Below are 12021 nucleotides of genomic sequence, written 5' to 3' on the forward strand. Positions count from 1 at the left end.
CCGGAGGCCAGCATGGTTCTGTCTGAAGTCTGCATCAAGCGTCCGGTTTTTGCGACGGTCTTGTCGTTGTTGATTATTCTGGTTGGCCTGATTTCTTACGACCGTCTGACGGTCCGTGAATATCCGGCCATCGACGAGCCGGTGGTGTCTGTCATGACCGACTACAAGGGCGCGTCTCCCGAGGTGGTCGAGTCACAGGTCACCAAACCCCTTGAGGATCAATTGTCCGGCATGGAAGGTGTTGATGTCATGACATCGCTCAGTCGCTCTGAACGTAGTCTGATCAACATCAAGTTCAAGATGGGGCGGGATCCGGATGCGGCCGCTGCCGATGTACGCGACAAGGTGTCGCGTGCCCGTCGTTTCTTGCCAGACGAAATTGATGAGCCGGTCATCAGCAAGGTCGAGGCCGATTCCACACCGATTATCTACATCGCCGTTCAGGCGGGCAGTCTGAGCACGATGGAAGCATCCGATTATCTGAACCGCTATATCAAGACGCGGTTGTCGGTGTTGCCGGGGGCCGCCGAGATCCGTATTTTCGGCGAACGTCTGCCCGCCATGCGCATTTACATCGACCGGGCCAAACTGGCCGCCTACAACCTGACGGTGCAGGACATCGAGTCGGCGTTGCGGGCCCAGAATGTGTTGATCCCGGCCGGCCGTATCGAGTCGTCAATGCGCGAATTCTCGGTGGTATCGACTACCGATCTGCAAACTGTGCAGCAGTTCCAGAATGTGATTGTCGATACCGTCAACGGTTATCCGGTGCGACTGGGTGATGTGGCGACTGTCGAAATTGGCCCTGCCAACGAGCGCATTTTGTCGCGTTTCAATGGCAATGACGGGTTGAATATCGGAGTGACCAAACAGTCGACAGCCAATCCGCTCGATTTGTCGCGCGCGGTGCGTGCCGAGGTGGAACTGATCAATCAGAACCTGCCCTCGGGGATGAGCCTGAATATTGCCTACGACAGCTCAGTGTTCATCCAGGAGTCGATCAACTCGGTGTATAAAACCATCGCCGAAGCCATCATTCTGGTGGTCCTGGTCATTTTCTTTTTCTTGCGCAGCGTGCGGGCCAGCCTGATCCCGATCGTCACCATCCCGGTTTCCCTGATCGGTGCGTTCGGCATCATGTATCTGTTCGGGTTTTCGATCAATACCCTGACCCTGCTGGCGATGGTGCTGGCGATTGGTCTGGTGGTTGACGACGCGATTGTGGTGCTGGAGAACATTTACCGGCACATTGAAGAGGGCAAGTCGCGTCTGGAAGCGTCGTTTCTGGGCATCAAGGAAATCGCCTTTGCGGTGATTGCGATGACGCTTACGTTGGTGGCGGTGTATGCCCCTCTGGCGTTTGCCACCGGTCGAACCGGGCGGCTGTTTATCGAGTTTGCCCTGACGCTGGCCGGCGCGGTACTGGTGTCCGGTTTCGTGGCGCTGACGCTGACGCCGATGATGTGTTCCACCTTGCTTCGCCATCAAAAATCGCATGGCCGGGTTTACGTCTTTATTGAAAATTTGCTCGAAGGTCTGACATCGGGGTATCGCAAGAGCCTGGGCTTGGCCTTGCGTCATCGTCTGCTGGTGGTGGGTGTGGGGCTGGTGGTGGCGGCGGGTAGCGGGGTGTTGCTCAAAACTATTAAAAGTGAACTGGCACCGCTGGAAGACCGGGGCGTGGTGTTCGGGGTCGTCAGCGCGCCCGATGGGGCTACGCTTGACTACACGCTGGAGAACGTCAAACGCATTGAGCAGATGTATGCGGTGATTCCCGAAGCCTCGGGAAACCAGTCGATCGTCGGGTTCCCTACGGTGACCGAGGCCTTTGCGATTTTGCGTCTCAAGCCGTGGGATGAACGTGAACGCACCCAGCAAGAAATTGCGGCCAGTTTGTTGCCGCGTTTCATGGGGTTGCCTGGGGTACGGGCTTTCCCCAGCAACCCCCGTCCTTCGGTCAGCGGGCCACGTCCAAGCCGATCGAGTTCGTCATCATGAGCCAGGCACCCTACGAAGAAATTGGCCGCATTGTCAGGGACTTCGTCGATAAATTGTCCGATTATCCGGGCTTGCAGAATATTGACACGGACTTGCGCTTGAATACCCCCGAGCTTACCGTCTCGGTGAATCGTGAAAAGCTTGCCGATGTCGGTGTAGACGTCGGTACCGTCGGTCGTACGCTCGAGTCGATGCTGGGAGGGCGGCAGGTGACGCGCTTCCGCGACAGTGGCGAGCAATATGATGTGATCGTCCAGGTCAGCCGGCAAGATCGGGCCGACCCTCGGGACATTTCCGATATTTATGTACGCACCGCCCAGGGGTATGGTCCAGTTGTCCAACTTCCTTGAAGTCACTGAATCGGTTTCTCCGCAGTCCCTGAATCACTTTAATCGTCTGCGCGCGGTCAAGGTGCAGGCGTCGGTGGCACCGGGCTATGCCATGGGTGAGGTGCTCGATCATATGTTTGAGGTGGCTCGCGATACCTTGCCGCCGACGGTGCAAACCGACCTCGATGGGCAGTCGCGCGAATTCCGTGACTCATCCGGCAGTATTTACCTGGTGTTTGTCATGGCGCTGGCCTTCATTTACCTGGTGCTGGCAGCCCAGTTTGAAAGCTGGCGCAACCCGTTCGTGATCATGCTGTCAGTGCCGCTGGCCATGACGGGGGCGTTGCTGGCGTTGTGGCTTAGCGGGGGTACGTTGTCGATCTACAGCCAGATTGGCCTGATCACGCTGGTCGGTCTGATCACCAAGCATGGGATTTTGATTGTCGAGTTTGCAACCCAGCTGCGTGAAGAGGGTAAAAATGTCATGGATGCGGTGACAGAAGCCAGTGTCATGCGCTTGCGCCCGATTCTGATGACCACGGGCGCAATGGTGCTGGGTACGGTGCCTCTGGCGCTGGCCACCGGTGCCGGGGCCGAGTCGCGCGAGCAAATTGGTTGGGTGCTGGTCGGTGGGTTAACATTTGGCACCTTGCTGACGTTGTATGTGGTGCCGGTGGCGTATTCGCTGATCGCCCGTAAAAAAGTCGGTTCTTCCTGAATACCTGTTTCCTGTAGCCATGCGTCAAATCATCCTCGATACTGAAACCACTGGTCTGGACCCTGCCCAGGGCCATCGTATTGTTGAACTGGCCTGTGTCGAGATGGTGAATCGCAGTCTGACGGGGCGGCACCTGCACTTGTATCTGAACCCCGATCGCGACAGTGACCCTGAAGCGTTGGCGGTGCACGGGCTGACGACTGACTTCCTGTCAGGCTATCCGCGTTTTAACGAGGTGGCAGCGCAAGTGATCGAGTATGTCGCGGGTGCAGAAGTCATTATCCACAACGCCGCGTTTGACGTGAAGTTTCTGGATGCCGAACTGGCTCGTGCCGGGCATCCGGCCTTCAAGACATTCTGCGACAGTATTACCGATTCGTTGTTGTATGCCCGCGAACTGCATCCGGGTAAACGTAATTCCCTGGATGCCTTGTGCGAACGCTACGGCATTTCGAATGCGCATCGAACCTTGCACGGGGCGTTGCTCGACTCCGAATTGCTGGCGGAGGTCTGGCTGGCCATGACCCGTGGCCAGGATTCCCTGTTAATTGATTTTGATGCATCGGACGCCTCCGGAGGCCACTGGCAATGGGCCGTCTGCGTTTGATGCTTCGGTGTTGAGGGTGTTAAGGGCGTCGCCCGAAGAATTGGCCCAGCACGCTGAATACGTCAAGGTGCTTGACAAGGCGGTGGGCCAGCCGTGCCTCTGGCATCACTTTGACGCCGGGAACGTAGCAGCGCAAGAGTGATGGCAACACATAGGCGGCGCATTCGGGCTCGCGCTTATGGATGCGGCAGGGGTGCCGACGGGGGTGGGCATAATGTTCGCTGTTCAGTGATGGCTTCATTTCTAACCTCCGCAAAAATCCAGACCGGGCTGCCCGGCCGGTGTTGAACCCTGGCCGACAGTGTGTATGAAGCAAGTTATGTGCCAGTTTTTTTGCGTTGGCGCGGCTGACGGCGGCCGCAAACGTTTTCTCTTGGCTGTTTGCCCCTGATCTTCATAGGGATGTGAGGGCTTTTTCTGACAGATGGTCCACAATAAGGCTTCGTTGTTTTGTTACAGGAAGCCATCATGACGCGTATTGTCTTGTTCGAAAATATTCACCCCAGCGCCCTGGACGTCTTTGCTGCCGCCGGTCTGACGGATGTCGTCACGTACAAGTCTGCCTTGCCGTCTGATGAGTTGTCCGCGGCCTTGAAGGGGCGGCTCTGGTAGGTATTCGTTCGCGAACCCATCTTGATGCTGCGCTTTTCGCTGGCCTTCCCGACTTGCGTGCCGTGGGCTGTTTTTGTATCGGTACCAACCAAGTTGATCTGGACGCTGCCATGATGCGGGGCGTTCCGGTGTTCAATGCACCATTTTCGAACACCCGGTCAGTGGCTGAACTGGTGCTGGGCGAAACCATTTTGCTGCTGCGACGTATCCCTGAAAAGAACGATCGTGTCCACCATGGTCATTGGGATAAAACCGCCGATGGTGCGTTTGAGGCGCGCGGTAAAACGCTGGGCATTGTGGGTTATGGCAATATCGGTTCTCAGGTAGGCATTCTGGCCGAGGCCGCTGGGATGCGGGTGGTGTTTCACGACATCGAGGCCAAGCTACCGCTCGGTAATGCCCGGGCCTGCACGTCGCTGGCACAACTGCTTGAGCAGTCCGACGTGGTCACGTTGCATGTGCCTGGGGCTCAGGTACGCGTAACCTGATCGATGCCAAGGCCCTGGCCACTATGAAAAGGGGCAGTATCCTGATCAATGCGTCGCGCGGTACGGTGGTGGATATTGATGCCTTGCATCAGGCTTTGCAATCCGAACACCTGTCAGGCGCGGCGCTGGATGTCTTCCCGATTGAGCCCAAGGGACGCGACGAAGCCTTGCAAAGCCCGCTTATCGGCATGCGCAATGTCATTCTCACGCCGCACATCGGGGGCAGTACCCAGGAGTCCCAGGAAAACATCGGTCGCGAAGTTGCCGAGAAACTGGTGCGTTTTGTGCAGGGTGGTGCCACCAAGGGGGCGGTTAATTTCCCCGAGATCCCCTACCAGGATGCGGGTAGTGCGACACGTATCCTGCATGTGCACCGTAACGAGCCGGGCGCCCTGGGCAGCCTGAGCAGCCTGATGGCTGCACATGGTTTGAATATTGTGCGCCAGCAGCTGCAAACGCTGGGGCAGGTGGGTTATGTGATTTCTGATGTGGAAGGTACGGTCAGTGATGCGGTCATTACCGAATTGCGTGCCAACCCGGTCACAATACGTTGCGATCGAATTTAACCGGAAATTCCGCGCCTTCGGGCGCGGTTTTGCCATTGGTCGGCAGCACATCGGCCAATGTGTAGTTGTCGAGGTAACTCAGGAAGTGCTCCAGGGCTTTGCTGAAAATGCCGGTCAACCCGCAGCGGCCTGTGATGGTACAGGCATTGCCGGTTGTGAAGCATTCGACCAGGGCAAAATCATTCTCGGTATCGCGTACCACAGCGCCCAGATTGATCTCGTGGGGGCTTGGCCAGGCGCATGCCGCCATGCTTGCCGCGTACGGTTTGCAGCCAGCCTTGCTGCGCCAACCGATGTGTGATTTTCATCAGATGGGTTTCAGAGATTCGATAGGCCTGCGCGATCTCTGCGATGGTACATAGCCGATCGGGGTGCTGGCCGACGTAAATCAGCAAACGCAGGGCATAGTCGGTGAGGGTGGTAAGGCGCATAGAGGGCAGGGTACGACAGTGGGGCGCCTGCACCTTGGTGGTCAATCCCCCGTAGCCGGTTCAGGAGCTGCGCGGGCGAATCAGCCAGGGTACGAAACGCCAAAGATACAAGGCCATGGCACCCACCCAGCATGCCCCCGAAAGATAAAGGAGCGTAGCGTAGGCAGCCGATGGCCACATCGCCGACAATCGGAACACAACGGCGGCAAGCACAAGAATGTAGCTGATAAGCATGCTGCGGTCCAGTTGCAGGGGGCGTCCCAGGTGGCCAAGTGCAGTTCGGGTGACCATGCCGATAATCAGTACCGAAAAACCGCCCATGCCGATGACATGGACCGGGACGGCGGCCCGGGCCCAGGGTGCCGGCAACAGGTCCAGCTGCCACGCACCGGCGGTGATCAGGCCCGAGGCCAGCAGGGCATAGCCGACATATAGAATCCACAAGATGGGGCGATGCCTGACCGCCAGGGTTTCCAGCCCTGCAGTTGATACAGCCCGATGAAACCGGTCAGCAGAAGGGCGCTGCCTGATAAAGCAGGCAAACCCAGCAGCCCGGTAATGATGGCCAGCAGCCCCAGGGCCAGTTGTATCTGTCCGGAACCGGTGTGCATCGGCAGTGTTAACCCCTGGATAGCGCGCATGGCAAAGAAAGGAATGACACGTCGTGCAACCAGCAGGGCGATCACGGCCATATCAATAAGCCCGATCTGGAAGGCTGCCATCAGTGCGTTGTAGTTGCCCTCGTGGGCGGTGTTTACAAACATCAGGTTTGCGATGGCCAGACCCAGAAGAAGCCAGGGCAGCCCATAATTGCGGTGACTTTTTGCCTGCTGTATCACGCGCCACAGTGCCAGTGCGGCCAGTAGCAGAAAGAGTGTTTCTGCCAGTACCGCCAGTACCAGCATGGCGGTACCTGGGGCCGAGTAGGCGAGTCGGGCGACCAGCCACAGACCGCAGAGGGTGGCCAGTGCGCGCCCTTGCACCGGGTTGGCGCCGGTCCAGGTGGCCGCGGCTGTCAGTAAAAAGCCCACAGCGATGGTTGCAATGAACCCCCAAAGCATTTCATGGGCGTGCCATGCCAGTGGCCCCAATTGAGGAGAAATGAGGTCAGGTACAAACACCCAGATGAAAATGGTGACCAGGCCCCAGGCCATGCCGCCGATGTAAAGTGGCCGAAACCCCAGGCTGAAGAGTGCCGAGAATGAGGGCGCGCGTGGAGGTTCGTGTGGTTCGTTGATCGGGTGCAGCTCAGCCACGGTTAACCTCGCGCAGCGGTGCATCGGGCTTGTGATGCAGTTGATAGCCGTACCACAGGCTGCGGGCGATACGCTGGGAAAATTCACCGGCCTTTTCGGCCATGGCCCGGTTTGGCAGGGTTGCCAGCGTGTCGTGAAACAGGTTGAGCCAGTGGCCAAACAGTTCGGCATTCAGGTCGGGCAGAGCAATGTGCTTGGGCATGGGGGTGCCTTCGTAGGTGCCGGTGCCGCGCAGCATGGATGACCAGAACTGCACCATGCGACCCAGATGGGTATCCCAGTCGTGGATGTGTGCATTGAAAATGGGCCCCAGTACGCCGTCTTGCCGGATTTTTTCGTAGAACTGATGCACCATGTCCCTGATGTCTTCTTCGGAACATAATTGATCGCGTGTCGACATAACGAGTTCCTTTAAGGTTACTTTAATATGAATCTTAATAATGACTGGTGGCCACGTCAAGGACACCTGCTGTTCAATCAAGTGCATTGTTTTTCGGGCAGGTAATAAACGGTAAACTGCCTGCTTTCGTTTGTCAGAACCTGATTTTGTCCATGTCCAATCCCGAGTCTATCAGCTGTGTTGTGCCGTGCCTGAACGAAGAGGCCAATCTGGGTGTGTTGATCCCCGGCCTCATGGTGGTATTGGCAAAGCTGTCCCCGGTATATGAAATTATCGTGGTTGACGACGGCAGTACCGATGGTACGCCGGCGCTGGTTTCGCGCCTGGCGGCAGAGCACCCCAGGTGGTCTATGTGCAGCTGTCGCGCAATTTCGGTAAAGAAGCCGCGTTAAGTGCAGGGCTTGAAGTGGCCCGTGGCCAGGTGGTGGTCAGCATGGATGCCGATTTGCAGCACCCGCCTGCATTGATTCCTGAAATGCTGGCACGTTGGCGTTCCGGTGTGGACATGGTTTATGGCGTGCGTGCCAGTCGTCACGATGAGTCCGTTTTCAAGCGGGTAGGTACCAAGCTGTTCTATCAGCTGATGCGTACGCCGGGCGGCGTGCAGGTGCCCGAAAATGCGGGTGATTTTCGTCTGATGGATCGTTCAGTGGTGGATGCCTTGCTGTTGCTGCCCGAGCGCAACCGGTTCATGAAAGGCCTGTTTGCCTGGGTGGGGTTCAAGGCCGAGCCGTTCTACTATCACCCGCCCGAACGGTTGCATGGCACCACGACGTTCAGGCCATTCAAGCTGTTTGGTTTTGCGATTGACGGATTGACGGCGTTCACCACTTGGCCGCTGCGGGTGCTCAGCGTAGCCGGCATTCTCATTTCCTTGCTGTCACTGGCCTATGGCCTGTTTACGGTCGTCAAGTACCTGTTGTTGGGTGACGAGGTACAGGGTTTTACCACGTTGGCGACGGTCATCCTGTTTTTTGCGGGGGTCAACCTGATTTCGGTGGGTGTGCTGGGCGAGTACATTGGTCGCATTTTTGGTGAAGTGAAGCAACGACCCGTGTTTATTGTGCGTCAACGCCTGGGGGCGGTCTGGATGAGGCCGTGCTGACACGTGCGCGGGCAGTGGGTCCGGGCGTGCGCGGTACGGACTCAGGGTCTTCAGGTGCGGCGTTGTCTGAAGGCCCAGAAGCGGCCCAAAAAGAACGTCATGACCGCAATGCCCAACAAGATCAGGGCCAATAAAATGTCGTACCTGATGCGAGTCGCGTGCAGCAGCCAGGCGTAGGCCACTTCATTGATGGCGAAACCCGCCGCCGAAACCATGAAAAACCGTCGCAGTGCCTGCAACAACGGGGCTTTCTGGTGACGAAAGGTCAGGGTATAGTGGCCGGCGAACGAAACCACGAACGCGACCAGCCAGCCTGCCACGTTGGCCATCAGGGGGCGTGCCCAGCGCCGATACGGTAGCCACCACCACAAGCCAGTGGGTGGCTGCGGCAGCGCAACCCACCATTACGAACCAGGTAACCTGGCCTAAAATTTTTTCATGATGATCAAACACCAACTGGCCAGCGGCAACATCGGTAAACCGCTTATTGTATGCGCCGATGACTTCGGTATGAATGCGGCGGTCAACCGGGCCGTGCTGGATCTTGCCGCATTGGGGCGTCTAAGTGCCACCAGTTGTCTGGTCGATGGTCCATGTTTCGAGAGCGGGGCGGGTCCCTTGCAGGAAACGACGCTGCAAAAGGGTCTGCATCTGAACTTCACCGATGACCTGGGGCAGCCCGGTTTGCATTATCCGCTCAAGCGATTGATTCGTGAGGCCTATTTTTATCGCCTTGATGTTGCACAGGTGCGTGAACAGATTGTGCGTCAGCTTGATCGTTTCGAAACCATCATGGGTACGGCGCCCGATTATGTGGACGGTCACCTGCATGTGCATCAGTTGCCCCAGATTCGCGATGAACTTTTTTGAGCTTTCCCGGCGCTATGCGGGCAAGTCGGGGTTTTGGGTACGCAGCACCGTAGCGCGTCTACAGCCGTCCCTGCACCGGCGTTTGCGGTTCAAGGCGCGAGTCATTCAGTTTCTGGGTGCCCGGGCCCTGGTGCAGTTGGCCGAAAAGAACGGGTTTTCAACCAACCCCGGGTTTTTGGGCGTTTATGACTTTCAGGGTGGGGGCAAAGTGTATGCCAGCCACGTGGCGGCCTGGTTGCAGGTTGCACAGGCCGGCGATGTCATGATGTGTCACCCCGAACGCTATCATCCTGATGATCGTGATATTGATCCCCAGCGTAATGCAGAGTTCGACATACTAGCCGGTGATGTCTTTAACCGGTATCTGAATCGTTACGGGCTGTGCGTGCAGGTGTAAACTTCATTTGTTCGAGTCAATATTCAAGCGGCTGGCTTTGCCGGTCGCCGTACGAAGGAGCAAGAGAAATGGCTGTACCAGTAAACCGGCTTACCGAAAATTTCGCGGTTGCACCGCAGCTCACGGCCGCTGACATGGCTGCGGTGGCGGCTTTGGGCTATAAAAGCGTCATCATCAATCGCCCCGACTTTGAAGGCGGTCTTGACCAGCCCCAGGCGGCTGAAGTCATGGCAGCCGCCAAAGAGGCCGGTCTGCAGGTTGAATACCAGCCGGTGGTCAGCGGTGCCATTACGCCAGCCGATGTGGCGCGCTTTGCCGAACTGCTCGATACCTTGCCGGGGCCCGTTCTGGCCTATTGCCGCAGCGGTGCCCGCTGTACCAACCTGTACCAGGCCGCCAAGGCTTGATCTCACGCAAAAGCCGGGCAGTCGCCCGGGTTTATTTTTCTGGATTCGTTCGTACGATTAGGTATTGACGTCAACTAAAGGTTAAAACCATGTTCAAGAAAATTCTTCTCCCTACCGACGGTTCAGCGCTTTCGGCACAGGCTGCGAATAAAGGCGTTACGTTTGCCAAAGAAATTGGTGCCGAGGTGGTTGCATTGCACGTAGCCCAGCCTTTCGCGGCAACAGTGGGCTTTGATGGCATGGCGGCGGCATATGCCATTACCGATGAAGACTACGAAAAAACCGTTGCTGAACAGGCTGAAAAATATCTTCAGGCGGTTGTCGACCGTGCCGAAACGGCCGGGGTGAAAGTGTCCAAGGTGGCTGCAACAAACTTTAACGTTGCCGACGGTGTCGTTGACGCCGCTGAGGCGCACGGCTGTGACCTTATCTTTATTGGTAGCCATGGTCGCAGCGGCTTGTCGCGTTTGTTGCTGGGCAGTGTGACTGCCAAGGTGCTGAGCCTGGCCAAGGTGGCAGTGCTGGTTTACCGTGTGAAAGACGACAAGTAATTTATCTGCTGGTGTTGGTGCGTGGGGTAGTTGTGGCGTGTTAACGCCGTTTGCGCCCCGCGCCGTAGTGCTGTGACGGGTCTGGCCTCACCCTACGGTTGTATGGTGGGGCTTTGTATTTCAGGCAACTTTTCGCGGAAGCAGGCGGTCGCGGTATTTTGAAACGGCAGCCAGAGTCAATTCGTTCAGGCGGATGTCTGGCGCAGTCCCATTGGGGTAGGTGTCCAGGAAGTTCAGCAGGGCAGTGCGCATGCGAGGCTCCCAAAACTTCTCGATGTGGCTGGCCACACCGTCAAGGCCCTCGTCACGGTCGGGCATGGCGGCAAAAAAATCGCCAATCTGGTTGGCCATTTTGATCAATTGTTCAATCTTCACGATACGGGTTCCTGGCTGCAAAGGTATTCGGGGTGGGTATACACCGTGAAGCTGGTCTGGCGTGCAAAGCCGGCCAGCAGTATGTTCAGGTCGTGTGCACGACGTATGGCATAGGCGGTGGGTGCAGAGATCGCAACAACGGCGTTGATACCGACAGCCGCTGCTTTTTGTACGATCTCGAAACTGGCCCGGCTTGACATGACTACAAACCCCCGCGTTCGCGCAATTCCGGGAAACGGGCCAGGTAACCGACCAGTTTGTCCAGCGCGTTATGGCGGCCCACATCTTCCATCACCTGGACCAATTGGCCGCTGGCGTTGGCCCAGCCTGCTGCGTGGGTGGCGCCGGTTTGCTGATGCAGGGGCTGGTTGTCGCGCAGTTGCAGGCTGGCCGCCAGCAGGGCACCGGGCTGAAGGGGCATGACGGGAGCAACTGCGGTGGGTAATACCCGTTCGACATCGCCCAGGCTTTCGAGCCCGCACAGCCCGCAACCTGTCGTGCCTGCCAATGTGCGACGACGCTGTTTCAAGGTGTTCAGGCAAGCCGATGCAATGGTAATTTGCAGGGTAATGCCGTTGGGGTGGGGCACAGCCTCGATATCGTAGATATCGGCAGGTGTGCGGATAATGCCTTCGGTCAGTGAAAAACCACGGGCCAGGTCGTCGAGATTTTGCGGCGTGGCCAGTACGGTGGCATGGCTGATGCCGTTGTACTCCATGGCGACGGCCACTTCGTCGGCGATATGGTCGATGGTCGCCATAAGGCCAGTGTCTGGGGCGTTGGTTGCCCCGACAGGGTCCGTTGCCGACACCTGTTCAACGGTTAACCTCTGGCCAGGCGCCAACCCGGTCTGGCGGTAACGCCAGACCGGTGTTTCGACAACCGGGGAAAGCACGCTGTCGGGCATGGGT

The 12021-nt window shown here is 57.5% G+C and carries 9 protein-coding genes and 6 pseudogenes; 8 read left to right on the forward strand and 7 right to left on the reverse strand.

All coding sequences use genetic code 11. The features are described from left to right. Positions 1 to 12 precede the first annotated feature (12 nt). The 3 pseudogenes from N7E01_RS11875 to serA all read left to right on the forward strand — a co-directional run bounded on the left by N7E01_RS11875 (position 13) and on the right by serA (position 5318). Positions 13 to 3045, forward strand: a pseudogene (locus N7E01_RS11875) (efflux RND transporter permease subunit). Positions 3046 to 3064: 19 nt separating this feature from the next. Continuing rightward, positions 3065 to 3794, forward strand: a pseudogene (gene dnaQ, locus N7E01_RS11880) (DNA polymerase III subunit epsilon). A gap of 326 nt (positions 3795 to 4120) precedes the next feature. Next, positions 4121 to 5318, forward strand: a pseudogene (serA, locus tag N7E01_RS11885) (phosphoglycerate dehydrogenase). Here the strand turns inward: serA and N7E01_RS11890 are convergent. The 3 genes and pseudogenes from N7E01_RS11890 to N7E01_RS11905 form a co-directional block, all read right to left on the reverse strand. Beyond that, positions 5293 to 5749 (reverse strand): annotated as a pseudogene (locus N7E01_RS11890) (RrF2 family transcriptional regulator). The pseudogenes serA and N7E01_RS11890 sit on opposite strands and share 26 nt — an antisense overlap. 60 nt (positions 5750 to 5809) lie before the next feature. Continuing rightward, positions 5810 to 7029, reverse strand: a pseudogene (locus N7E01_RS11900) (NnrS family protein). After that, positions 6998 to 7405 (reverse strand): group III truncated hemoglobin, encoded by a 408-nt coding sequence (locus N7E01_RS11905; RefSeq protein WP_289173027.1) that lies wholly within the window; start codon positions 7403 to 7405, stop codon positions 6998 to 7000. Before N7E01_RS11905 ends, N7E01_RS11900 begins: the two are co-directional and overlap by 32 nt. A gap of 152 nt (positions 7406 to 7557) precedes the next feature. Here N7E01_RS11905 and N7E01_RS11910 point away from each other — a divergent pair. Next, positions 7558 to 8510 (forward strand): annotated as a pseudogene (locus tag N7E01_RS11910) (glycosyltransferase family 2 protein). Between the two features lie 50 nt (positions 8511 to 8560). On the opposite strand, the gene N7E01_RS11915 reads toward N7E01_RS11910, so the two are convergent. Beyond that, positions 8561 to 8839 (reverse strand): GtrA family protein, encoded by a 279-nt coding sequence (locus tag N7E01_RS11915; RefSeq protein ID WP_350494847.1) that lies wholly within the window; start codon positions 8837 to 8839, stop codon positions 8561 to 8563. A gap of 109 nt (positions 8840 to 8948) precedes the next feature. On the opposite strand from N7E01_RS11915, the gene N7E01_RS11920 reads away from it, so the two are divergent. The 4 genes from N7E01_RS11920 (at position 8949) to N7E01_RS11935 (ending at position 10735) form a co-directional block, all read left to right on the forward strand. Further along, positions 8949 to 9380, forward strand: a complete 432-nt coding sequence (locus N7E01_RS11920) for a ChbG/HpnK family deacetylase (protein ID WP_289173028.1) — start codon at positions 8949 to 8951, stop codon at positions 9378 to 9380. Further along, entirely contained in the window at positions 9367 to 9777 is a 411-nt protein-coding gene (locus N7E01_RS11925) for a ChbG/HpnK family deacetylase (RefSeq protein ID WP_289173029.1), read from the forward strand. Before N7E01_RS11920 ends, N7E01_RS11925 begins: the two co-directional genes overlap by 14 nt. 68 nt (positions 9778 to 9845) lie before the next feature. Continuing rightward, the gene (locus N7E01_RS11930; protein ID WP_289173030.1) at positions 9846 to 10184 is read left to right on the forward strand and encodes a protein tyrosine phosphatase family protein; all 339 of its coding nucleotides are present in this window, start codon (positions 9846 to 9848) and stop codon (positions 10182 to 10184) included. 89 nt (positions 10185 to 10273) lie between these two features. Then, positions 10274 to 10735, forward strand: coding sequence for a universal stress protein (locus tag N7E01_RS11935; protein WP_289173031.1), 462 nt, complete (start codon positions 10274 to 10276; stop codon positions 10733 to 10735). 120 nt (positions 10736 to 10855) lie between these two features. Here N7E01_RS11935 and N7E01_RS11940 read toward each other — a convergent pair whose 3' ends face one another. The 3 genes from N7E01_RS11940 to N7E01_RS11950 are packed head-to-tail and all read right to left on the reverse strand — an operon-like array spanning position 10856 to position 12017. After that, complete coding sequence (locus tag N7E01_RS11940) at positions 10856 to 11110, reverse strand: formate dehydrogenase subunit delta (RefSeq protein ID WP_289173032.1); 255 nt, start codon at positions 11108 to 11110, stop codon at positions 10856 to 10858. Then, positions 11107 to 11310: a formate dehydrogenase accessory sulfurtransferase FdhD gene (locus N7E01_RS11945; RefSeq protein ID WP_289173033.1), complete on the reverse strand. Its 204-nt coding sequence runs from the start codon at positions 11308 to 11310 to the stop codon at positions 11107 to 11109. Before N7E01_RS11945 ends, N7E01_RS11940 begins: the two co-directional genes overlap by 4 nt. Before the next feature lie 2 nt (positions 11311 to 11312). After that, a complete protein-coding gene (locus N7E01_RS11950; RefSeq protein WP_289173034.1) occupies positions 11313 to 12017 on the reverse strand; it encodes a formate dehydrogenase accessory sulfurtransferase FdhD in 705 nt (234 codons plus the stop codon). Positions 12018 to 12021: the final 4 nt, after the last annotated feature.

The sequence above is a fragment of the Neopusillimonas aromaticivorans genome, assembly GCF_030344915.1.
Taxonomy (GTDB): domain Bacteria; phylum Pseudomonadota; class Gammaproteobacteria; order Burkholderiales; family Burkholderiaceae_B; genus Neopusillimonas; species Neopusillimonas aromaticivorans.

Excerpts from the sequence above, each read along its gene's own strand:
- N7E01_RS11905 (WP_289173027.1), bottom strand. The coding sequence starts at position 7,405 with ATGTCGACACGCGATCAATTATGTTCCGAAGAAGACATCAGGGACATG.
- N7E01_RS11915 (WP_350494847.1), bottom strand. The coding sequence starts at position 8,839 with ATGGCCAACGTGGCAGGCTGGCTGGTCGCGTTCGTGGTTTCGTTCGCC.
- N7E01_RS11920 (WP_289173028.1), top strand. The coding sequence starts at position 8,949 with ATGATGATCAAACACCAACTGGCCAGCGGCAACATCGGTAAACCGCTT.
- N7E01_RS11925 (WP_289173029.1), top strand. The coding sequence starts at position 9,367 with ATGAACTTTTTTGAGCTTTCCCGGCGCTATGCGGGCAAGTCGGGGTTT.
- N7E01_RS11930 (WP_289173030.1), top strand. The coding sequence starts at position 9,846 with ATGGCTGTACCAGTAAACCGGCTTACCGAAAATTTCGCGGTTGCACCG.
- N7E01_RS11935 (WP_289173031.1), top strand. The coding sequence starts at position 10,274 with ATGTTCAAGAAAATTCTTCTCCCTACCGACGGTTCAGCGCTTTCGGCA.
- N7E01_RS11945 (WP_289173033.1), bottom strand. The coding sequence starts at position 11,310 with ATGTCAAGCCGGGCCAGTTTCGAGATCGTACAAAAAGCAGCGGCTGTC.
- N7E01_RS11950 (WP_289173034.1), bottom strand. The coding sequence starts at position 12,017 with ATGCCCGACAGCGTGCTTTCCCCGGTTGTCGAAACACCGGTCTGGCGT.